The following is a 22042-nucleotide window of genomic DNA, read 5'->3' as shown; positions in this document are numbered from 1 at the left end:
GACTATTTCAAGAGGCTGGAACGAGTAAATTAGCTGTTTGCGTTTGGGTATAGACCGCATTACTTTTAGTAGTTTGTTCAATGTCTACTTGATATTGAACTTCATAACTCGGTTTTAACCAAGCACTGAAAAAAGGTTGCACATTCAAAGTGTAGACATTGTTATCTACTCTCACGCCATCACTAGACCGACCTATTGGAGGTACTCGCAACTCAATGCTATGACGGACTTGATAGTCATCCGCTTTAAGGCCACTGGCAGATTGTTTACTCAGACAGGTTACTTTCAGCTTCGTGTTTTGGAGAAGCGATCGCACATCCCCATCATCCACCAATACCAATTGCCCAACCTGCTGTTGACTGGCACTCTCATCGATACGGAAGGACTGGACTCGATTGGGTGAGAACCCGCCCGTAATGGTCATTACCGTCAGTTGATCCTGTTGCTTGAGCTGATATTCCAGGGTTCCCGGCAGATCGAAATCGAGTTGACCTTGGTTCTTTTGCACCTGAATGTTTGCACCTATTTTAGTATCGTTCACCTCTAGTTCAGTAGGTGACTTAGGTGCGTTCCAATCGATGCGGTAGTTAAGTCGAGCTGTGGAATCCAGATAGGTATAGGTATCGGGGACTTTGGAATTGGGATGGAGTTGCGATCTCAATCCACTTTTCTCAGTCCAAATATTTTTCACTAAATCCACCTGCTGCCCCATCAATTGTTCCAGTGGGGCATAGTACTGCACCTTTTCCTGGGGGATATCCTGGCGCTGAACCATCACCACCTGGCCATAGCGTCCCTCTTTACCCAACTGACCATCCTGGCCGTCCGTACCCGCTGTCCCTCCCGTACAGTGGAAATGTTCAGTCTTATAAACACCGCCATATTCCCAGCGATAGGCCCATTGAGAATTGCCCTTGTCTAAAGTCGGGTGATGATGTTTGTGATCGGTCCTCTGACTCCCCGTACAGGGATAGGTCTTGGTTTTATCTTTAATCCAGGCAGCATCGGCTACATTACGCTGTTTGCGATAGCGCTGCCACTCGCAATAGTTCACCTGCCAAGATGTATCGATACAGCGACACCCATACCCTCCAGGTGCCCCTAGTCCTGCTTGCCCCCCTTGACCACCCGAATTATTGAGGGTTAAGGCGTTGAGTTGAGCAGGTTGCGTGTAGTAAATCCAGGCTTTGCCGCCATCGCCACCCCGACCGCCATCACCACCCCGGCCACCCCGACCACCATCCGCCCCCCTTGAGATCATGGGTCGGCTGGGAAGAATGGTCACAACCATAGGCATTCTCCCCTAATCGGCCATCCTGTCCTGATATGCCCGAACTTCCAGCCACATCCACCGTCATCGGTGAACCTGTTAGGCGAATTTGGGTTGCTTGCCCAGAAGTCCCTGACTGACCGTTCGCTCCATTGCGGCCATGACGTCCATCCCCCCCCAAAGACTTGAGTCCCCCCACGCAATCAGGGGTTGCAAAGTCAGCGAAGTCGGCGAAGCAGGTGAGGAAGAATAGGCAGCACTAACCGGAGAAAAGTGACCCCATAGAAGAGCCAAGGTACAGGCACACAGACCCAGCACCCAATAGAGTTTCCGCTTCAAAAACCGCATGCTGATATTAGGAATAAAGAGGACAGATTGAGGGGAACTGGCCAACTTAAAACCCAAGGCTGCTGGTTCATTTAAAAAATCAAGGCGGGTTGGCGTTGCCGTAATTTCCTACGACTGCTGATGATACATTTAGGTTCCAGGCCAATAGCCCTAGGCCACAGCAATACAGTCGATTTCTACCAAGACATCCTTAGGTAACCGAGCCACTTCCACGCAAGCGCGAGCAGGGGCGGTGGCTTCGTCAAAATAGCGGGCATAAATGCCATTGACCGTAGCGAAATCATTCATGTCTGCCAGGAAAACCGTTGTTTTAACCACCTGAGACCAGCCCACTCCTGCTGCAGTCAGTACGGCCTCCAAATTTTTCATCACTTGCTCCGTCTGCTGGGCCACATCATCGCCACCCACCAAGGCACCAGAAGCAGGATCTAAGGCAATTTGTCCCGATGCAAATACCATCGCTCCCTGGGCACGAATGGCTTGGTTATAAGGACCGACGGGGGCAGGAGCATGGTCGGTACGAATCACATCATGGGACATAGGGCACAGCCAAATAAACACTTGCGACGATCCTGCCTGGTTGTGGAATCGTCGTCAACTGATAGCTAATGGTCTTGAATTCAGTTTCAATGAAGCAGCCCATCTTTTTGGCCGCCCCATCACCACTCATGACGGTTACGGCTCAAACGATTGAACAGGGCCACTCCAGATAATGGACAAACCCTCTCAATTTTCTGGTATCCGCCCCAATTTTTAGAAACGGTTCATGCGAGGCTGCCACTCACAACCATTTACCGATAGGACTCACTCGCCCTCGATCACATAGTCAAAATTACCTTCACCCACATTTTCGGTGAGGGTTTTCAAAATTTTCTTCGGATCATCGTAGGGGCCACAGAAATAACAGGGTTTGCCATCACGGCCACAGTCCAGTTTGCCTTGGCCACTCCATTCTCCTAAATGAACTTTAGAATTCTGAAAATCTCTATGGGGCTTAAACCCTAGCCCCTCTGCATAGTCAATCACGCTATAAACCATGGCTTGCGCTTGATCTAAGGAGATCTTTTGAGGCGGTTCATCAAATCCTTGATAAGCCTGGTCAATAAAATATTCATAGTCTTGGGTGCTGAACTTGCGAGGCCCTATCGTATCTTTGAGACCTAAGCACCAATAGTCCAGCAGGTAAGTACAAATCACAAAACGGTTGTGGCCCGCTTTCCGGGTAACCGTCACAATCGCCATTCCCTGGGATTCATCTTCTACTGTTGCAGTCGAGGGCGTTGGGGCATTGAAAAAGTGTTCTACTGCGTCTCCATTGGCCCAGCACTCGAACAATGGATCAAGGGTAGTCGTTTTGCCATGAGCAAGAGCATTTTCTTCTGCCTGAGCCCGGATCACGGCTGAGACTTCAGACACCCGCAATCCTAACTTGCGCGCAATCTGCTTTGGCGTCAAATTCAAAGCCCGCAAATTCGCAATTTCTTGTTCTCTTTCAGGTTCCATCGCTCTTCTCCAACTGAGATCAAGATCTTCTTAAGCAAGACAAAATCAAGCCGTAACAGCCTGACTTAAAACTCCCCCAAGTATGTCGTGATCTGAATATGAAATTCAGGAATCTTATGCCAAGCCCTACGGCCGTTTAATAGGGTCTCTCCAGAAGACATAGAGACCTCAAACTTAGCACCCTCTGGATCTATATAACGTCCATAATGAGGAGACACTCCACCTTTTGCAGGGCTAACTTCCCAACCACAACAGAGGAAGCGGAGGGGAGTCATGCCAAATTGTCTTTGCAGAAATTTCTCTATTTCTATAGCGTCAGCTCCCTGGACGGTATAAGAAGATGTGAGAGTACTAACCTGTGCACGTTCCCATGTTTCACATTGAATAAACTTCAATGCTGATGGTTTCTTATTCCACCTGGCTAGAAAATCACCACAACCTTGAGTCGAATAACGATCTTTATTGGGCTGCAGAGCATCTGCCTGATCAGCTACAAGACCTAGCAGCATTAAAAGCAGGAGGAGACTCGACTGCCAATATTGCCGACTGAGTCTTTTAGGCTGCATCAAAAGCATAGCCACTGGTTTATCTTTCCTAGTGAAGCGAACGATAGATCCAGCCAATGATCGGATGGATTGACTCGATGCTAGCCTAGCACTCTCGTTTCAGCAAATCTTGAGTGGGTGAGGGTTTGCGACTTTTAATAGAGACTGATCAGAGTTTTGTGTAAGCGGTCTAGAATCCAAACACACCAGGAGACCGCATCATGTCTAGAAAGAAACAAGTACCCAATCGAGTTGATGAGCTATTGGATGAACTCATTGGAGAGAATCCACAGCCAGAGGATATTCTGGGCGAATCAGGACTGCTCAAACAACTCAGCAAACGCCTAGTGGAACGAGCCTTGGCAGGTGAATTGACTCATCACCTGCATCAATCCTCCGTCGATGAGCGTTCTCATGGCCCTAGAAACAGTCGCAATGGTTACTCGAAAAAGACCGTCCAGACTGAACAAGGAGAGATGGACCTATCGATTCCTCGCGACCGTTGCAGTGAGTTTGAGCCTGTCCTCGTGCCCAAAGGCCAGCGACGTATCGCGGGACTCGACGAGAAAATCATCGCCTTATATGCTCGTGGCATGACCACTCGTGATATTCGAGTCTCAATTGGTGGAGCTGTATGGGGCCAATATCTCTGAGGGTCTGATTAGTGACGTCACCAATAGTGTCATGGAGGAGGTTAAAGACTGGCGCTCAAGACCATTGGATGAGGTGTATCCGATTGTCTATCTCGATGCCCTGTATGTGAACATCAAAGTCAATGGCCAAGTCAGCAAGCGAGCCGTCTATGTCGCGCTAGCGGTAACTGTGGAGGGAAACAAAGAGCTGTTGGGATTATGGATAGGGGCTGCCGAGCGGGAGGGAGCAAAATTCTGGCTTTCAGTGCTCACAGACCTTAAAAACCGAGGCGCTCAGGATATCTTGATTGCTTGCTGTGATGGTCTCAAAGGCTTTCCCCAGGCGATTGAATCGGTCTATCCCGATACTCAAGTTCAAGTTTGTATCGTTCATCTCATTCGCAATAGTTTGCGCCATGTGCCTTGGAAGGAAAGTCGAGCCGTAGCTGCAGACCTCAAGCCCATTTATCAAGCGGCCACTTTGGAGGAATCTGAGGCTGCCTTGGATGCGTTTGCCAACAAATGGGACCAGACGTATCCTGGCATCAGCCAAATCTGGATACGGCATTGGGATAATATTGCTCCGTTGTTTAAGTACCCAATGGCCATCCGAAAGGTTATCTACACCACTAATGCCATTGAGTCGCTCAATCGCTCACTGCGAAAGGTGATTAAGACCAAAGCTGTCTTCCCGAATGAAGAGTCTGTCTACAAATTGATGTTTCTGGCGATGAGGAATATCTCGAAGAGATGGACCAGACCGATTTTGAATTGGAAGGCGGCGCTGTCCCATTTTGCTATTCTGTTCCCAACACGATTCAACTATTGAATACGTTACGGCTTACACAAAAATCTAAACACTCTCTTTAATATTACGCAGCTGCTAGCCAAACTCGGGCTAAATCAATTTGCGATCGCTCAAACGCTTTAATTTCCGCTGGAAAAATTGCGCTGACCGCTTCTGCAACTGTTCGCATCCATTGGGCATCGGCCACCAAGGCCACATGGGTAATATCTTTGACCATATAGGCCTGCTGCAAATCTTTCCATAAGGCCATGGGGTCCATGCCTTCAAAGCTACGAATCTCTTCTAGAACTTTCACTTTTCCATGCTTGGCCAGATCCGCTTTAACTTGAGGCACAATTCGATCAAAGTCGGCAGCGGTAATGGTGCCCTCGATAATGATTTCAACGACATTGCTCTCACTGCTGCTGCGGTAGGTCATACCGGAGGCTTGGCTCGGCTCAGGGGCTGTCAGTAACCAGGTTCGGGCTGCTTCATGTTGAGAAGGAGAAAAAGCTTTGACCTGAGCCGACAGAATATTATCAGACGCCGCAGCAATGGTCCGCACCCATTCTGCTTCTGCCACAACGGCAACGTGGGAAAAGTCGTTGACATGGCTGAGGCCAAACTGAGCATCTTTCCACAAGGCAATAGGATCTATGCCCTCAAAGCTCCGAATTTCTTCCAGGAGTTTGAGCTTGCCATGCCTGGAAATATCGAGTTTCATCCGAGATATAGTTTGATCTAAGTCAGCCTCGGTAATCTTGCCTTCAACAATAAGTTCAACAACGTTACTCGTGGGGTTATTACGATACTCAATCACGGAAGAATCTCCTTTATTTGAGTGGCATTGCTTACAGGCTATCGTAGGAAGCGATGGAATGGCATGCTCTTGTCTGCTCTGCTTGCAAGTCTCTGTTAGACCCACATCAGTTTATTCTCTATTGCGATGGCAAACAGCTCAGTACATTAATACCCTGCCATTCAAGATAGCTTTCGACAGCCAGCAGACAGCTATTGCCCGTTTTCACTCGACCTGCCTCAACGTAGTGTCAGGTTCTTTTACAAGCCACTAGATATAGCGTAAGGCTTTTCATTAAAGCGATCTTATTAACGGAAAAGTATAATTTTCGATAATATAGCACAATAATTGATTCAGTATTATCGAAACCGATAACAATGATTGAAGCTTCCAGAGCAGGGCAATATATTAGACAATTGGAGGGTTATAGAGCATTCATACCCAATCCTCTGCCACCCGTGCCTGAAATTATGATGGATCAGGATATGTGGAATTTGCTATCTCAGGCAGATCGCGCGCTGGGTCGCTTAGACGGAGCAACTGATGCGCTCCCAAACCCAGATTTATTCGTATTTATGTACGTTCGTAAAGAAGCCGTTTTGTCGAGTCAAATTGAGGGTACCCAGGCATCACTGATCGATGTTTTAGAATTTGAATCTCAGGCTCTAGAGCCCGATAATCCTCAAGAGGTAGAAGAGGTCGTAAATTATATCTCTGCAATTAATTATGGTCTTGCGAGACTTCAAGAACTACCCATCTCTTTGCGATTAGTTCGAGAAATTCACCAAGAGTTAATGAAAGGAGTGAGAGGTGCTGAACGGAACCCTGGAGAGTTTCGCCGTAGTCAGAACTGGATTGGTGCAGGAGGATGTTCTTTAGCTGAAGCAACCTATGTCCCTCCACCACCCTATGAAATGCTCCAGTCTCTAAATAATTTAGAGAAATTTTTACATAGCACACTGCCCATGCCTACCTTAATCAAGGTTGGATTGGCCCACGCTCAGTTTGAAACGATTCATCCTTTTCTTGACGGTAATGGCAGAACAGGGCGACTACTCATTACCTTATTGCTATGTGAGCAGGATATCCTACAACGTCCTTTGCTTTATATTTCATACTATTTCAAGAAATATCGTGCCGAATATTATGATTGTCTCCAGGCTGTTCGAGATAATGGCAGCTGGGAAAATTGGCTCAAATTCTTTTTACAAGGTGTGTATGAGGCCGCCCAGGAAGCGACCAAGACTGCTCGCACAATAGTCAGCTTAAAAGAAGAACATCGCCAATTAGTGCTGAGCGAGATGGGACGTAGATCAGGGAATGCGATTGCCTTGCTTGAGAGCCTTTATTTTAGACCGATTTTTACTGTAGAACATGCCACGACAGTTACCAATCTTTCATATCCTAATGCCAATACTTTAGTTAAAGATCTTAGTAATATAGGTCTTTTGCAAGAAATTACTGGACAAAAACGCAATCGAGCATTTTCTTATGCACCATACTTAGCTGTCTTTCAAGATTCCTAACGGTAACCTTCATCTAACTCTTGATATTGCGGTAAACAGTTGATCCGGGAGATTTACCAATATACGGCTTGGAAGGTTAAGAACATGAGGCCTTTGTTGAGGGTGTCAAATTCTAACCGGCGCAGAACCGGCGCACAAAAGAACACATTAGGTGCCCCTTCTTTGATGGCACGCAATGCTTTTTCACGCTGATATCCATCGCCACTGCAACAGTCTAACCAAGGGAGCAAACGGCGGCTATTCAACGAGAACCGTTGTGAGTAGGATGCTAGCTCAATTTCATAACGGAAGGTTCTTTCCCAATACTCTAGTTTGGCAACAGGCAAGCCTGAGGTTACCCCGGTATATTCCGCTAGCGCTGGAGCGAATGCACGATTGCGTAAGATATTGCGTACTACTTCTAGAACCTGCTCTTCATGGACTGGCGGGTTGATGATGATCGAGACACATAATCTTGAAGGTAAGTTTTGGCGATACCCCCAACAAGGGTGTCGATGGTTGAGGGGATGTCTGGCTTAAATCGTCAACACTGCTGATGCCGTATAGCATCCTATTTAGAGTTCAATGTCAGTGACATTGAACTCTAAATAGAAACTCAACTTAATATTCTTTAGTATTCTAGAAACTAATGTAGAAATCGCAATGATTACCCATTTGATCCACTGATTCTCGGATTTTCCCATTAGCTTGTTTGTGTTGGGTAACTATAGCGTTCTGTTTCTGCTTCTGTTGCCGTTCTGTATAGTAGCTCAATGTTCCATCTTCATCAGAATATTGTGCAAGCTTACGGTTTGCTTCTGCTACTTCATCAAAAGCAGTAGCTGTGCTTTTGACTAATTTCTTAAGTTTGCTGTCTCTTATATCAAGAGTCCTTAATTTTGCAGATAACTTTACAGAATTCTCAGCTTCATCTAGTATTTCTGTTCGATTTTTATCCATTAATCGGCGTTTATTTATTGTTTCCCAAAGTGTCTCGCTGACCGTGTTACATTGACTTTTGAAGTCAGGGCCACAGCCTGTTATCAGCACTGACAACAGCAATATTAGACTCATCCATTGAACTGGTTGTGTCCCATTTCTTTTGTTGTTTGGTTTAGTCATACAGCTTTTGCAATATATCTTTCGGACAAATTGATGCTTTATCAGTTTTTACAGTACAAGTGAATATCCTGAGAGAGTCGATCCATCTGTCCTATGGAGCCGCGGCGAAACTTTTCGATTTGGTTACTCAAGACTTCATCAACTTGATTATTGGTAGGGATAAGAGCAGCAGCTTGGCTTGTTTGTTCTCCTGCATGCTGATAGGCAGCTATAAGCTCTCCCTGGATTTTTTTGAGTTTTGTATCTGAAATTTCAAGTTTAGCTATGTTTTGGGCTGAACTTATCCAACTTGATGCCATCTGTTTTTCAATGCTGTGATCATAGGTCAAGATTCCAAAAGGTCTAATGAAAATTGCTTTATCAAAACCTTTTTGGTGAGCCTCACGTAGTACTTGACACTCGATTGCTTTTAGATCAGGCCCACATCCGATAGTCAAAAGGGTAAGTGAACTTATCCCAATCAATGAAAAGAAATTCTTCCATCTATTTATTTTAAATTTCATTGTCTATATTTCAGGGAATATCTGCTTTATCTTGCCCATTTCACTACAGCAATATCAACAATTGCTACATAATGATTTCAAAGTTTTCAAGTTTGTTAGGTATTGTTTCAGTTCAAACATCAATACCTTCCAATAAATATCAGACTGTTAATCTATATTCTCGTGTTATTGAAATAGTGTAAGAAAGTTTAATTCACTTATCAGAATAGGAACTATGCTGCTATCCCAGCTTGCTTTGTTTCTAAGTTAAGGATTCATTTGTGACAATTGTTTAGCACGGTCAGACTTTTCTCAGAAAGCAAGCCTACTGGGATGACAAAATCAGGCAGAATAGCAAAGGCTAGTAAGCTGGCCTTGTGACCTGAACCCTAAGGATAGGTATGACCTCCGATCAGCAGCATTCTCTAGAAGTACATCGACAGCAATTTCCCGCTTTAGCGAACAAGCTGTACTTCAACCACGGTGGTCAAGGCCCCCTACCAACTCCTGCCTTCACTGCCATTCAGTCTGCCTATACCCAAATGCAAGAGCTTGGCCCGTTTACCGGGGGGGCACTAACTTGGATGACCGAGAAAGTTGAGGGTACTAGATGTGCGATCGCATCTCAACTCAATGTCTCTCCCAGCACGATTACCCTGACGGAATCTGTTTCCAGCGGCTGCAATATCGCCATGTGGGGGTTTAACTGGCAGCCTGGCGATCACATTTTATTGTCCGACTGTGAACATCCTGGTATCATCGCTACCGCCCAACAGCTCAAGCATCGCTATGGCGTTGAAGTGTCAACGTTCCCCTTGATGGCGACCTTGAATGAGGGTGATCCAATTGCGGTGATGGTGAAGCATTTGCGGCCCAATACCCGTTTAGCTGTGGTGAGCCATATTCTTTGGAATACGGGTCAGGTCTTACCCCTCCAAGCAATGGCAGCCGCCTGTCGACAAGCCGTACCCACCGTGGCCATTTTAGTGGACGCCGCCCAATCTGTCGGGGTGTTGCCCTTGAGTGTGGATGAGTTAGATGTAGATTTCTATGCCTTTACCGGTCATAAGTGGTTCTGCGGTCCCGATGGTTTAGGGGGGCTGTATGTTCGACCTGCCTCATTAGCACAGTTGGAACCCACTTTTATCGGCTGGCGCGGGATTGATATGGATGCCCAGGGTAAGCCCACGGGCTGGAAACCCGATGGCCGTCGGTATGAAGTGGCAACGTCTGCCTTTCCGCTATTTCCGGGATTGACCGCCGCCATTGCACTACAAGAACAGTGGGGAACACCGACAGATCGCTATCAACGCATTGTGCATCTCAGTCGAATTTTATGGGAGATGCTCAGCACCCTGCCGAAAATTACTTGTTTACGCACTACAGCACCGGAGTCCGGTTTAGTCGCTTTCCAAATTGAAGGCTTCAATAATAATCATCGTCCTTTTGTCCAACAGCTTGAAAGCCAAAAAATTATGGTGCGTCTGATTGCAGATCCTAACTGCGTCAGAGCTTGTGTCCATTATTTGACTTTGGAATCCGAATTAGAGCAGCTCGTACAGGCGATTGACCAAGCCCTAACCTAACAGCACCGATTCCAAAGCGACAGGGATAGATTACCAATCCCACATTTTGCTAGAACACTACTCCCTAGGCCAACTGAGTAATCGAGTAACAGTTTCTATCCTGAATCGTAAAATGCAGAGGCAGTAAGGATGACTCCAAAACAAACCCATAACCGAAGAGTTGCTCTGGTGACGGGTTCTACGTCAGGTATTGGTAAAGCGATCGCAACTCGTCTCGCCCAAGACAACTTCGCCGTCGCATTCCATTCCAAGTCTTCCGTGACGGTGGGCCGAGCATTAGCAGCAGAACATTCAGGTGCGACCTATGTTCAAGCCGATCTCTCGGATCAAGATCAAACTCGTCAGTTAATTACTGAGGTGCTGTCCCATTACGGTCGGCTAGATGTCTTAGTGAACAACGCTGGTATAACCGCTACGATTCCCCATGCTGACTTAAAACAAGCCTCCCCAGACATCTGGCGGGAGCTGAACGAGGTCAACGTGATTGCTCCCTGGATCTTAATTACAGAAGCTGAAGCAGCATTGCGCCAGTCTGCCAGTCAGGACTGTCCGAGCTGCATTGTCAATATTAGCTCCCATGCAGGGATTCGCCCCAAGGGAGCCTCCATTCCCTATGCCACCAGTAAAGCCGCCTTGAGTCACATGACCAAGCTGTTAGCAGTGAGCTTGGCACCATTGATTCGGGTCAATGCCATTGCCCCCGGTCTTGTCAACACGCCCATGAGCCAGCAATGGACGGCAGCCAGGGAACTGTGGCAAGAAAGAGCGCCAATGGGTCGCGGTGCAGAACCCGAAGAGATCGCCCAAGTCACTTCGATGCTGATTGCCAGTCACTACATCACAGGCGAGATTTTGCTAGCCGATGGCGGGCTCAATCTAACGTAGGGGTAATACAGGATACTGGTTCTGCCTTGCAGTGGCGAGTTAATACCTTGGACAACCAGGGTAGAATACTGAATCTCTCTGAATGGGCCATGCTCAACGTTTTAGACTAAGCATGTCTGCCTTTTCCATACCCTCCGCGAGTTACGTTAAATGTCATAAGTTGCAATGGCCAATAGCGCTCGGAGAACAGCACACCCTGCTGTGGAGTAATGAATGAGTCTACTTTCAGCCACAGTAAAAACAACCGTTCATGCAAATCTAACGTCGACTTTTGAGCATATCGTCCCTATCGACCTGACCTCCATTTTCACTGGCTATGGACCATTACCTGCAGTTGTCAGCATTCAGAAACAACTGGGCGACTGGAATACAGCAGGTGAAACACGTACCGTTTATTTATCAGATCACAGCTCTGTTCAAGAACAGCTGACGACCTATGAATATCCGTCTTACTTCAGCTACACCGTTAGCCAATTTACGAGTTCCCTAAGATTTTTGATCCATTCTGCCGAGGGGGAATGGTGGTTTAGCCCAACCCCATCAGCAGGCACGGATATCCAATGGCGCTACACTTTCATCGCTCGCTCTCCCTTGGCTTATCCTCTGCTGTGGATCATTGCGAAATTCTTGTGGCGCAACTACATGAACCAGGTCTTACAGCGCTCAAAAATACAGATTGATCAAAGCCGATAACGCCCCAACAATAGACCATTCAGCCTTGTATTCAGTGGGGCCTTGAAATTATTTCGAGCACTCCTATTAGCATTTTCGTTAGGCTAAAAACGGTTTCACCAACCCATCAGTTCACAGGATCAATTGGGAGGGAGCACGCTTTGCCAAATCAGACGATAGATTCAATTCAGACCATCTTTCAAAGCCGCTTAGCAACGCTCGAACATCTTTTGAAGACGGCGCAAACGCATTTCAGTGATGACGAATCATTCCTGCAGAAGCAGATTGCGGCTGATATGCTGCCCTTCGGCACCCAGATTGCCTTCACCTGCAATCAACCCCGCAACTTTGTCCTGTGGAGTGAAGGGAAACCTGCCAATAATCTCGATCCAGAGGTTACCGCTCTCACCCAGGCTTACGAGCACATCGCCAAGACTCAAACCATGCTGGTGGACATTAGCGTTGAAGATCAAAAACTAGCTGAAATCACGCGCATTGACCTAGGCGACAGTCTCTATCTCGAACTGTCGGGAATTGACTATATCAACGAATTTCTCATGCCAAACTTCTACTTCCATCTGGTTACGGCTTACGACATTCTCCGCATGGCGGGGGTACCCATTGGCAAACGAGATTACATGATGCACTTGGCCCCCTTCGTCAAAAAAGACTAAACCCTAACTGTATTCAAGACAGCGTAAGGGCTAGAAAAACTCATGTTAGATTCAAGGACAATATTGCTGATTGAGGCTGTAGGGCCATAATCAACCCATTGACTAGGAGAAGTAGACAATGACCTATTCAATCCAATGTAAGTGTGGGAACGTTCAAGGCAGTATCAATAAACCTGAATCGATCAATCGGTTGATTTGTTATTGTCGGGATTGTCAGGCTTTTGCTCACTTCTTAGGCAGAAGCCATGAAATCCTCGATCATCAGGGGGGTACAGAGATCGTGCAGATGCTCCCGAAGCATATCTCTTTTGCGCAAGGAACTGAGTATTTAGGCTGTATGCGCCTGACGGAAGCAGGTCTACTTCGCTGGTATACGACTTGTTGCAACACGCCCATTGGCAATACATTACCGAGCCATACGCTGTCTTTTCTGGGTATGGTTCATAATTGCTTGGAATCTGCTGATGTCAAGCTGGATGAGATCTGCGACACCAAACCCGCCTACGTGAATACAAAGGGTGCCAAAGAAGACCCTAAACCTAAACCCACTGGGCAGCTAAAAGCGATTCTGCGTAATCTGCTGATGATCCTGAAGGCGCGCCTGGATGGCAGCTATAAACAGACCCCCTTCTTTAGGGTTGACTCTGGCCTACCCATCGTTACTCCCAAAATACTGAGTTCTCAAGAATATGATGATCTGATGAATGCTGTTTAGGCCATAGGAAACAGATTAGACCTACTTATCCTATTTTGTTGAGCAAGTTCTCCCGTTAGATGCCCACAACACCCATGACGAAACGGCCCACCAACACATACGATCACTACCACGCCCATGTCTACTTCGATCAAGACTCGGTGGCGGTGGCATCGTCCATTTGTCATAAAGCAGGCGAGCTATGGGGAATCCAAGTGGGGCGCGTTCATCAAAAGTTGGTGGGGCCACATCCTCGATGGAGCTGTCAGCTTTCCTTTACCAAAGATCAGTTTGATCAACTCATCCCCTGGCTGGAAGCCAATCAGAATGAGTTGACGGTCTTTGTCCATGCCCTCACGGGGAATGATCTAGCAGATCACACCATCCATGCATCTTGGCTAGGGGAGGCTGTTCCGCTAAATCTATCGATCTTTGGTGTCGAAGAGTAGATTACAGACTTGGGAATTACGGTGAGATGGTTCACGTATATTCTGGTTTCTGGGGTTACTCAGTTGCGATCGCACCTAACTCACGATACGGCTGATCCACTAAAAATGCTTCTGCCTGCAGGACAGTCATGGGACGCGTAAATAAGAAGCCTTGAATATAGCAGCATCCCAGCTCTGTAATCACATGCAATTGCTCTAGGGTTTCTACCCCTTCAGTCACCACTTGCAGATTCAAGGCATCGGCCATAGCGATCATCGAGCGAATCAACTCTTTGCTCTCCGGGCTGTCTGCCAAATCTTTGACAAAACTCTGATCGATTTTAATGCCGTGGATGGGATACTTAGCGAGATAGCTCAGGGACGAATAGCCTGTCCCAAAATCATCAACAAAAATGCGGAATCCTAGCTTGTTCATATCATTCAGATTCTTCATCACCAGCCCCGAGTCTGCGAGCAAGTAACTCTCAGTAATTTCCAACACAATGTCATGGGGACTGAGATCGGATATATCAATGGTGCTCAGGAGAAAGGGGATGAGATCGGATCGTTCTAGCTGACCACAGGCAAGGTTCACATTAAACTTTTGATGGGGGCTGGCAATGCCATTCTCTCGCCACTGGTGAAACTGCTGACAGGTTTGCTCAAACACAATTCGGTCAATGTCTATGACCAGCCCCAACTCTTCTGCAAGGGGAATAAAGCGACCGGGCGCAATCATGCCTTTTTCAGGATGAATCCATCGCACCAAAGACTCCATCGAGAAAATGCCGGACTTGGTGGTGTCCACAATCGGCTCAAAATTGATGCAGAACTGTTGCTCACGCACAGCGATTTCTAATTCTCGTTCTAGCTCAAGTCGTTCCAAGTACTCTGTTCGCATCTCTTCGTCAAAGAGTTGATAGCAATTACCGGTTGCCTTCGCGCGATACATGGCAATATCGGCATCACGAACGACGTCGTCCGCAGACTGGTAAGATGCATCCGCTAAGACGATACCCACGCTCGCAGACAGAGGAATCTCGGTATCGCGAATTCGAATGGGTTGAGCAAACGCAGCGGTCATTTTCTGGGCGAGTTTAATCGCTTCAGCTTCCTGAAGTTGCCCCATCAGCAACACAAATTCGTCACCCCCCAAACGAGCAAAGCAGGCTGTATCGCCCACCAATGTTGATAAACGATTGGCCACCTGAATCAACACTTTGTCACCCATCAGGTGGCCGAACCGGTCATTAATTTGCTTGAAACGGTCGAAGTCGATAAAGAAAAAGCACAGCCCCAGATCTGCATCCGTAGCAAGCTTAGCCACATACCGATTCAATTCCCGCATGAGTTGGTTGCGATTGGCCAACCCCGTTAAGTCGTCGTGGGTGGCATCATACTCCAGTCTCTGATTGATTTGTTCTAGGTGGAGCTGGGCTGTTTGTAGCTCAGCAGTTCTTTCCTGCACCAAATGCTCTAGTTCCCGCTGGTGTAAGTCTGCTTGGGCCAGCCGTAAGCTGGATTCAGTTTTTAGATCTTCGTAGGCTTGCTTGAGCTTGAGTGACGTTGACTGCACCGACTGTTCTAAAAGTTCGCGATTGGCACTGAACTCTTTGATGGTTTGATCGACCGCTAAGACAAAATTGGTCCAGCCGGCAAAATCAGGAATTTTATCAACCGCTACACCTTGACGACGCATTAGTCGCTGAAGCATACGGTTGAGTAGGTTAGAGCTTTTATCAGATAAGGGTTGGGTTGGCATGGTCAGTCCCTAATACTCTCGTATTAGCCCCATGGTCAGGGTCTCATTGTGAACCTGGGGCGGCCCCGATGATGTCGTTGAGATTTCTCCGAAGGCATACATGCCGATTTGATGAATCCCATGCCCCAAACCATCGTAGGCAAGGGCCGCTTCTTCCCTTGTTTTATCTAGCAGTACCGTGCGTCGGCCCGCACAGCTCACACAAATGGCGAGAGCGTTGTTGTGGGGCAGGATTGTTTTGCTCCGCATGCGCTCGATCGCTTCGTCGACACCATCCAGAATTTCGTCTGCCGTCGTGGTCATCACTTGCACAGTCACACCTTCCGGAATATCACCTGCCAATTCAATCGCACCAGAGACTTCATCCACGGTGTTGACGTCGCGAACAATCTGCATTTCCAGGTTCGGTAGCCGAAGGGTTAAAGGGTAGCGCGTAGACGACTCGTGCAACCCGAACCCCATTTCCCTGCCCACCTGTCGCTGGTAAACATCATGGGCGGGTTCACCATCTAGTTCGAATAAGGTCCGACCTGCGGTCCGCGTCGCCTGACATTCTGTGCCGATCAAGCGCCACCCCCCTCCGGTTGCTCGCGTCAGTTCCACCCTGTTGCCAATAAAGCCCACGGCACAGGCATGAAAGCGTTTGAGTTCTCCGTCACAAAGCATCCAGGTATCGTCAAGGGTATGACCGCTGGCCAAACCGCCAGCAATAGTCACATCTGGCGGCAATCGTTCCTGCAAACCTCGCACTAACTCTGTTGCTTCTGTAGTAACGCCATCGGCAAACATCAGAACGCCTTTCAGGTCAGGATCCGTCAATTGTTCGCCAAGCTGTTGGCCCGCTGCATGAGACTCCTCAAAAGCATTGACTGATGCAGAAAAAAGTCGGATTTGGGTGTTCTCAAAACGGATGATACCGACTGCGATCGCACCTTCGAGCAACAAGCCATCACAGATCACAACTGGCGAACTACAGCCGATAATCTTCGATTCTGGAAAATAATTGCAGATTTCTAATAATGGTTCTGGTGCATCACAGTATTCATGGGCAGCGAACACAACAACCAGCGTATTTTTAGAATCTAAGCTTGGGAAAGGTTTCGACCAGCCATTAATCCGGTCATAGCTCAATGTTCCGGTAGTCTGTTCTTCATTTTCTAAGGGCGAAAAGGTTCTCATTACTGAGCATTTCTGACGTTAGCCGATCCTATAAACCAGCTTACTCCAATGACAGAGGCCATTCATCAATCTGACAAACTATTGTCATAGGAAAAGCCTCAACTATTTCTATCGTTCTTATTCTGTCAGCCACAATCGTTAAGTGTTAGGTGATTCCTGACCTTTATTTTTCCCTTGCGATTTGACTTGCTAAAGTTTGATAGATTTGTGGTAACTCAGCTATGAGTCATAACAGTCGTAGACTTCACCTATAGTGGTGGCAAATTGTTGGGCAAAGAGGGTTTGCTTAGGGTTAACTACATGGCTAACCAAGACGAGAAAATAGAAGTCGAAAATATCAATGTTCCAGGACAAGTGACTCGGGTCAATGCCGCCAAGTATGGGGCGATGAAAGGGGCATTTCTAAAAATCCTCCCCAATCAGTCACCGGGGCTGACCCAAAAAGAAATTCAGCAGCAGGTGAAACCGCATCTCCCTGATGATCTGTTTCCCCAGGGTCAAACGTCAGGATGGTGGGCTAAAACGGTGCAGTTGGATCTGGAGGCGAAAGGCAGTGTCGTTCGCGAACAGACGAAGCCCTTACGCTGGTACAAGGTATAGCTTGCATGCAATTCTGATGACCCCAAAGCTTCATGGATAAAGAAATCGTCGTGAACAATATAAAGCTTGCATTTGCTGAAGTGATGCTTGGTGCTGGTATTGGCCTCTGGGAAGCCCAAGCCATCGATGATTACGCGACAGAGGAAGAGCAGAAGAGAAATCGCGATAAGGACGAAAAGGAAGCGTGGAATCGACTGAACTGCGAGGATTTGCAGAGATGTCACAGCAGCCTTTCATTCTTTGATGCGGAGGGGATGAAATTTCATTTGCCAGCCTATATCGTGGCCAGTCTTGAAAATAATGTAGATGATCCACTGTTTCATTTAACGCAGCTAGATGAGTACGCAAAATCTAAGTTAACGGCACTCAATACTGTGCAAAGGCAAGCCATTGTTATGTATCTGGAATGGTGTCTTGAGCAAGAAGAATATGAATTTGAATACCCAGTGATTCGTAGGGCACTAGGTGAATATTGGAAGGTCTAATCGAACAAAAATCCATACTCAAGACATCTGTTGCTTCTCTTAGTCAGTAATGAACCACAACCCTATTTAGGGCACTGAGAGTACTCCGATGATTCGCGCAATGAGGCGATTCAATAATGAATCCAGATTTTGAATTTGTCATAGAGAGTCTCGGTTTACTGAACATTCTGCATGACTTTAATCCTTGCATTATTGGAACACCGCCTTTAGGTATCGACATTTCTACTAGTGATATTGATATCGCTTGCTCGGCCAAGGATCTATCTCACTTCCGCTGCTGTTCTCACCAGAATTTTGGCAAACTGAAGGACTATCGATGCTACGACTCTATCGCTCAAAATTTACCTGCAGTGATTGTCCAATTCCATTCCATGGGATGGGAACTCGAATTATTCTGTCAAACCATCCCGACCGAACAGCAGTGGGGCGTCCGCCATTTCAGAATAGAGCAACGCCTGCTTGAACTGGAGCCAAGACTTAGAATTGCAGTACAGCAGCTCAAACAAAAGGGCATCAAAACGGAACCTGCTTTTGCCCAAATCCTTGGCTTAGAGGGCGATCCCTATATCGCCATGCTGGAACTGGAACAGAGTTGCGATGGTTTCCAACCGGCCTGTGGCCATCGCAACTTAAAACATCTCATCAGCACCAAACTCCAATGATGCATCATGCAAAAGGCATTCTAGGCACCATAGCGCAAGGGCACGGGGCCGACGTTCAGAATCCCCCCAATCAACCTCGTCATATATGGCAAACTAAGCTTTCTCACCCGAAGTATCAGCCACCATCCGTATAATTATCCCTAGGTAGCAACCGAGCATAACGGGACAGCCCCTATGAATATTAAGCAGGTACTTCTTGGCAACTGGTTCGGCGACCTGGCAATGTTCTCCAGGGAGAAAATCGATTTATTACGGGCAGCGATTTCCCAGTCAGAAGCGGTAGGCACCATTGCCAATGATCAGCTGGCCGGGCGGTTGGTTTGCTCAATCTGCGACCCCAACAAAACATTTCTCGATATTGGTGCCCATATTGGCAGCGTCACCTCAGCCGTTCAAAGATACGATGCAACGGTAAATATCATTGCCGTAGAAGCCATCCCAGAGAAAGCAGAAAAGCTTCGACACAAGTTCCCACACATCCCGATATATGCCTGTGCAGTGGGAGAAGAAGAAGGTGAAATTGCGTTTTTTATCGACCTGCAGCAAACAGGCTATAGCTCTATCAACCGCCCTACCAACCTATCCCAGATCCGAGAAATCCAGGTGCCGATCCAGCGACTAGATAATCTAATCTCCAGGGATACTGAAGTTGACGTGATCAAGATCGACATCGAAGGGGCCGAGCTGGGAGCGCTTCGTGGAGCCGTGGACATTCTATCGAGAAGCAGGCCGACGGTCATGTTTGAAAGTGCCCCATCGGATGCCAGTGATGCCAAGAAAGACCTTTTTGACTATTTCGATCAGCGCCACTACGCTATCCTTGTGCCCAACCGTCTAGCCCACAACGACAATGGACTGACTAAAACGGGCTTCCTTGAGAGTCATCTCTACCCACGCCGCACAACCAACTATTTTGCGGTACATAAAGATCGCCGCCAAAAGATAAGAGATAAGGCCCGTCGAGTCTTGAGGATTAGGGTCGAATAAATCATCCGATATGCTGTACGCCATCCGCCCTGCACGAGAAGGGACTGAATATTGTGAAGTCCAAATGGAACCTGCTCTTGCTTAGACGCTGGAGCTGGAGGGTGATCCATAGCTCGTCAAGATTAAACTGGAGCATAGTTGCGATGGTTTCCAACCGGCCTGTGGCCATCGCAACCTAACACCTCTCCATCCAACACCTTGATCATGCACAACGAGCTGAAGCTCAGATACCGAAACGCACTACCGGATAAACCACGATGGGTCGAAACTCGGGACCTTTTGGCCTGGTCCGATTCTTCATGTATTGGCGACGATTGCAGGAACTTCGTCGTCTGGAGTGGAGAAGATGACTTGGGTGCTATCGTCGGTGAACCTGCCCCCACAGCGATACATGCAGCTGCCAAAGCGTGTGAGGAACTGCTAGCATTTCCAGAGCATATTCATTATGCGAGAAAACATCTACAACATTTTGACGCAGAATTAGCAACGCTTTTCAAAGCACCAACTGGATCTATACCCGAGCCTGGTCACCCTTGTCGTGTATTAACCAGAGGAGAAGTGGTTGCCTTATCGCACCTACAGTCTGAATTAAGAGATGAGCTAGCTGATGTAGAAACAGAGGGTCAGGAAATTTTGGCAGCTCTCGACGGTGACCTCCCAGTTTCTTTTGCCTATGTTGCCTCAGAAACTGAGACACTCTGGGATATATCCATTGATACAGTCGCAACTCATCGTCGCCGGGGGTTTGCATCAGCAGCAGTCTTAAGCATGATGCAAATCATGGCTCAACGTTCCCAGACAGCAGTTTGGGGGGCAGTCCAAAGTAATACCGCATCGCAGAACTTAGCTCGCAAGCTAGGCTTTATTGAAGTCGACCAGTTGTGGGTTCTCAATCGCAAGATTTCAACAATTTTGCCAAGGAATTAGAAGACAGGTAGATTTGAGGTCTGTTACATTACGAGCGCCTCGCTACTTCTGAATCAAATTCACATTAAGGAGTGGCACTCTTGAAACTTTTTAGTTTGTGGAAGAGAAATGATGTCATCCCCCATTAAAATTCTGGCTTTTGCCGGTAGTGCCCGTCTTGAATCTTTCAATAAAAAACTGGTCAAGATTGCTGCTGCGGGGGCGACGGGTGCTGGCGTTGAGGTCACCCTGATCGATCTGCTGGATTATCCCATGCCCTTATTTAATGAGGATTTGGAAGCCAAAGACGGTCTTCCAGAGTCAGTGCTGCAGTTTAAGGCACTCCTCAAAAGTCACCAGGGTTTTCTAATCTCCTGTCCTGAATACAACGGTTCCATCACACCCCTGCTCAAAAATGCCATCGATTGGGCTTCCCGCCCTGAGCCGAAGGATACACCCATGGGCCTCAATTGCTTTAAGGGTAAAGTCGCCGCACTTTTAGCAACCTCACCGGGAGCCTTAGGAGGTATGCGGGGGCTAGTCCATGTGCGTGCCATTTTAGAAGGGATTGGAGTGCTAGTGATTCCTGAACAAAAGGCGATTCCGCGTGCGTATCAAGCCTTTGATGATCAGGGCAATTTAGTCGATGAGAAACAAGTAGATGCCGTAGGTGCGATCGCAACTAAGCTTGCCACCGTAACTGCAAAACTATCCCCGTAATCCCTGCATCATCGTCACCTACATGCCCCCCTAAGGCTTTATACCTCGGGGCCTGCGGAAACTCCAGCTAGAACCAAACGCACCACTTCTTCCGTCTGCCGCTCCACCATTTCGGGACTTAACAGCTGTTGTTGGGAGTCCAGATATTTCAAGTTCTCGTGGGCGTCAAAATAAAACGAACAGACTCCCAAGATATTGATCGCCGTCAAAAACGGATCGAGCGGGCGAAACTGACCTATTGCCATCCCTTGTTCTAAGACACTCACCATCGATTGAAAGCCTGCCTGCCACCCCGTCTCTTCTCCATACCGACCTTGATTCTGGATCGCTTCCTGAAACCACAACATGCCATGCCATCGGTTTTGAGCCTCAAAGGCAATGTAGGCCCGGATCATCGACGCCAATGCTTGTGCTGGGGTTTGCATATCCCAATCTGTGGGTTGAAAGGCTGCATTAATGTCACTGACTAGCCGCTGTAATACTGACCGATAGAGGGTTTCCTTATTGGTGAAGTAGTAGCATAGCAGGGCTTTTGTGACTTGGCTTTGGGTTGCGATCGCAGCCGTGCGCGCCCCTGCTAATCCATACTTAGCAAACTCTTCCGTTGCCGCTTCCAAAATCCGAGCTTTTGTGGCTGCAGCATCCCGTTTCTGCTTCCCCTTTTGAGCAGAGTTCGGCTTTGGATCAAGACGCGCCATTCACATATCCTTCGTCACAGTCATGAGCACTAGCGTAAAACTTGACAGCTCCATTCAGCAGCGATAGCCTAACTAAACAAGTGTTTAATTAAGTCATCATCTTCTTGCTAA

The 22042-nt window shown here is 47.5% G+C and carries 26 protein-coding genes and 2 pseudogenes; 15 read left to right on the top strand and 13 right to left on the bottom strand.

Annotation, left to right across the window (positions count from 1 at the left end; all coding sequences use genetic code 11):
* Positions 1 to 7 precede the first annotated feature (7 nt).
* From HRE53_RS13590 to HRE53_RS13565, 6 genes and pseudogenes are all read right to left on the bottom strand, one after another.
* The gene (locus tag HRE53_RS13590; RefSeq protein ID WP_235106831.1) at positions 8 to 1291 is read right to left on the bottom strand and encodes a hypothetical protein; all 1284 of its coding nucleotides are present in this window, start codon (positions 1289 to 1291) and stop codon (positions 8 to 10) included.
* Complete coding sequence (locus HRE53_RS13585) at positions 1215 to 1469, bottom strand: hypothetical protein (RefSeq protein ID WP_235106830.1); 255 nt, start codon at positions 1467 to 1469, stop codon at positions 1215 to 1217. The genes HRE53_RS13590 and HRE53_RS13585 overlap by 77 nt, the downstream gene beginning before the upstream one ends.
* A gap of 299 nt (positions 1470 to 1768) precedes the next feature.
* Positions 1769 to 2158 carry a RidA family protein gene (locus tag HRE53_RS13580; protein WP_212663914.1) on the bottom strand — a complete coding sequence of 130 codons (390 nt, stop codon included), beginning with the start codon at positions 2156 to 2158 and terminating at the stop codon, positions 1769 to 1771.
* 264 nt (positions 2159 to 2422) lie between these two features.
* Complete coding sequence (locus tag HRE53_RS13575) at positions 2423 to 3121, bottom strand: DNA-binding response regulator (protein ID WP_235106829.1); 699 nt, start codon at positions 3119 to 3121, stop codon at positions 2423 to 2425.
* 65 nt (positions 3122 to 3186) lie between these two features.
* Positions 3187 to 3396 (bottom strand): hypothetical protein, encoded by a 210-nt coding sequence (locus HRE53_RS13570; protein ID WP_235111297.1) that lies wholly within the window; start codon positions 3394 to 3396, stop codon positions 3187 to 3189.
* A 27-nt stretch (positions 3397 to 3423) separates the two neighbouring features.
* Positions 3424 to 3516: pseudogene (locus HRE53_RS13565) on the bottom strand (DUF4952 domain-containing protein); the annotation flags it as partial.
* Here HRE53_RS13565 and HRE53_RS13560 point away from each other — a divergent pair.
* On the top strand, positions 3516 to 3671 hold the full coding sequence (locus tag HRE53_RS13560) for a hypothetical protein (RefSeq protein ID WP_235111295.1): 156 nt from the start codon (positions 3516 to 3518) through the stop codon (positions 3669 to 3671). The pseudogene HRE53_RS13565 and the gene HRE53_RS13560 overlap by 1 nt on opposite strands.
* 216 nt (positions 3672 to 3887) lie before the next feature.
* Positions 3888 to 5127: pseudogene (locus tag HRE53_RS13555) on the top strand (IS256 family transposase).
* A gap of 43 nt (positions 5128 to 5170) precedes the next feature.
* Here HRE53_RS13555 and HRE53_RS13550 read toward each other — a convergent pair.
* On the bottom strand, positions 5171 to 5905 hold the full coding sequence (locus HRE53_RS13550) for an STAS/SEC14 domain-containing protein (protein WP_212663911.1): 735 nt from the start codon (positions 5903 to 5905) through the stop codon (positions 5171 to 5173).
* Between the two features lie 356 nt (positions 5906 to 6261).
* On the opposite strand from HRE53_RS13550, the gene HRE53_RS13545 reads away from it, so the two are divergent.
* Positions 6262 to 7410: a Fic family protein gene (locus tag HRE53_RS13545; protein ID WP_235106828.1), complete on the top strand. Its 1149-nt coding sequence runs from the start codon at positions 6262 to 6264 to the stop codon at positions 7408 to 7410.
* A 53-nt stretch (positions 7411 to 7463) separates the two neighbouring features.
* Here the strand turns inward: HRE53_RS13545 and HRE53_RS13540 are convergent, their stop codons facing one another.
* From HRE53_RS13540 to HRE53_RS13530, 3 genes are all read right to left on the bottom strand, one after another.
* On the bottom strand, positions 7464 to 7736 hold the full coding sequence (locus HRE53_RS13540) for a hypothetical protein (RefSeq protein ID WP_235106827.1): 273 nt from the start codon (positions 7734 to 7736) through the stop codon (positions 7464 to 7466).
* A gap of 292 nt (positions 7737 to 8028) precedes the next feature.
* Complete coding sequence (locus HRE53_RS13535; RefSeq protein WP_235106826.1) at positions 8029 to 8511, bottom strand: hypothetical protein; 483 nt, start codon at positions 8509 to 8511, stop codon at positions 8029 to 8031.
* Positions 8512 to 8552: 41 nt separating this feature from the next.
* Positions 8553 to 9014 carry a hypothetical protein gene (locus HRE53_RS13530; RefSeq protein WP_235106825.1) on the bottom strand — a complete coding sequence of 154 codons (462 nt, stop codon included), beginning with the start codon at positions 9012 to 9014 and terminating at the stop codon, positions 8553 to 8555.
* A gap of 380 nt (positions 9015 to 9394) precedes the next feature.
* On the opposite strand from HRE53_RS13530, the gene HRE53_RS13525 reads away from it, so the two are divergent.
* From HRE53_RS13525 to HRE53_RS13500, 6 genes are all read left to right on the top strand, one after another.
* Positions 9395 to 10579, top strand: coding sequence for an aminotransferase class V-fold PLP-dependent enzyme (locus HRE53_RS13525; RefSeq protein WP_235106824.1), 1185 nt, complete (start codon positions 9395 to 9397; stop codon positions 10577 to 10579).
* A 129-nt stretch (positions 10580 to 10708) separates the two neighbouring features.
* Positions 10709 to 11464 carry an SDR family NAD(P)-dependent oxidoreductase gene (locus HRE53_RS13520; protein WP_235106823.1) on the top strand — a complete coding sequence of 252 codons (756 nt, stop codon included), beginning with the start codon at positions 10709 to 10711 and terminating at the stop codon, positions 11462 to 11464.
* Positions 11465 to 11677: 213 nt separating this feature from the next.
* Entirely contained in the window at positions 11678 to 12157 is a 480-nt protein-coding gene (locus HRE53_RS13515; RefSeq protein ID WP_235106822.1) for an SRPBCC family protein, read from the top strand.
* Between the two features lie 140 nt (positions 12158 to 12297).
* Entirely contained in the window at positions 12298 to 12810 is a 513-nt protein-coding gene (locus HRE53_RS13510; RefSeq protein ID WP_235106821.1) for a DUF1993 domain-containing protein, read from the top strand.
* A 118-nt stretch (positions 12811 to 12928) separates the two neighbouring features.
* Positions 12929 to 13525 (top strand): DUF6151 family protein, encoded by a 597-nt coding sequence (locus tag HRE53_RS13505; protein WP_235106820.1) that lies wholly within the window; start codon positions 12929 to 12931, stop codon positions 13523 to 13525.
* Between the two features lie 59 nt (positions 13526 to 13584).
* Positions 13585 to 13953, top strand: a complete 369-nt coding sequence (locus HRE53_RS13500; protein WP_315875714.1) for a DOPA 4,5-dioxygenase family protein — start codon at positions 13585 to 13587, stop codon at positions 13951 to 13953.
* A gap of 55 nt (positions 13954 to 14008) precedes the next feature.
* Here HRE53_RS13500 and HRE53_RS13495 read toward each other — a convergent pair whose 3' ends face one another.
* Both HRE53_RS13495 and HRE53_RS13490 read right to left on the bottom strand, forming a co-directional pair.
* Positions 14009 to 15694: a bifunctional diguanylate cyclase/phosphodiesterase gene (locus HRE53_RS13495; RefSeq protein WP_235106818.1), complete on the bottom strand. Its 1686-nt coding sequence runs from the start codon at positions 15692 to 15694 to the stop codon at positions 14009 to 14011.
* 9 nt (positions 15695 to 15703) lie between these two features.
* Positions 15704 to 16873 carry an FIST signal transduction protein gene (locus HRE53_RS13490; RefSeq protein ID WP_235106817.1) on the bottom strand — a complete coding sequence of 390 codons (1170 nt, stop codon included), beginning with the start codon at positions 16871 to 16873 and terminating at the stop codon, positions 15704 to 15706.
* 300 nt (positions 16874 to 17173) lie between these two features.
* Here HRE53_RS13490 and HRE53_RS13485 point away from each other — a divergent pair, with 300 nt between their 5' ends.
* The 6 genes from HRE53_RS13485 to HRE53_RS13460 all read left to right on the top strand — a co-directional run bounded on the left by HRE53_RS13485 (position 17174) and on the right by HRE53_RS13460 (position 21233).
* Positions 17174 to 17473 (top strand): DUF6958 family protein, encoded by a 300-nt coding sequence (locus tag HRE53_RS13485; RefSeq protein WP_212663897.1) that lies wholly within the window; start codon positions 17174 to 17176, stop codon positions 17471 to 17473.
* A gap of 32 nt (positions 17474 to 17505) precedes the next feature.
* Positions 17506 to 17958: a DUF6714 family protein gene (locus HRE53_RS13480; protein WP_235106816.1), complete on the top strand. Its 453-nt coding sequence runs from the start codon at positions 17506 to 17508 to the stop codon at positions 17956 to 17958.
* Positions 17959 to 18074: 116 nt separating this feature from the next.
* Positions 18075 to 18620 carry a DUF4269 domain-containing protein gene (locus HRE53_RS13475; protein WP_235106815.1) on the top strand — a complete coding sequence of 182 codons (546 nt, stop codon included), beginning with the start codon at positions 18075 to 18077 and terminating at the stop codon, positions 18618 to 18620.
* Between the two features lie 174 nt (positions 18621 to 18794).
* Complete coding sequence (locus HRE53_RS13470) at positions 18795 to 19607, top strand: FkbM family methyltransferase (protein ID WP_235106814.1); 813 nt, start codon at positions 18795 to 18797, stop codon at positions 19605 to 19607.
* A 138-nt stretch (positions 19608 to 19745) separates the two neighbouring features.
* The gene (locus HRE53_RS13465) at positions 19746 to 20534 is read left to right on the top strand and encodes a GNAT family N-acetyltransferase (RefSeq protein WP_235106813.1); all 789 of its coding nucleotides are present in this window, start codon (positions 19746 to 19748) and stop codon (positions 20532 to 20534) included.
* A gap of 111 nt (positions 20535 to 20645) precedes the next feature.
* Positions 20646 to 21233: an NADPH-dependent FMN reductase gene (locus HRE53_RS13460; RefSeq protein ID WP_315876595.1), complete on the top strand. Its 588-nt coding sequence runs from the start codon at positions 20646 to 20648 to the stop codon at positions 21231 to 21233.
* A 38-nt stretch (positions 21234 to 21271) separates the two neighbouring features.
* On the opposite strand, the gene HRE53_RS13455 is transcribed toward HRE53_RS13460, so the two are convergent.
* Complete coding sequence (locus HRE53_RS13455) at positions 21272 to 21931, bottom strand: TetR/AcrR family transcriptional regulator (RefSeq protein WP_235106811.1); 660 nt, start codon at positions 21929 to 21931, stop codon at positions 21272 to 21274.
* Positions 21932 to 22042: the final 111 nt, after the last annotated feature.

Source organism: Acaryochloris sp. 'Moss Beach' (assembly GCF_021497025.1).
In the GTDB taxonomy this organism is placed as follows: Bacteria; Cyanobacteriota; Cyanobacteriia; order Thermosynechococcales; family Thermosynechococcaceae; genus Acaryochloris; species Acaryochloris marina_A.
This window is presented reverse-complemented; position numbering and strand designations above follow the sequence as displayed.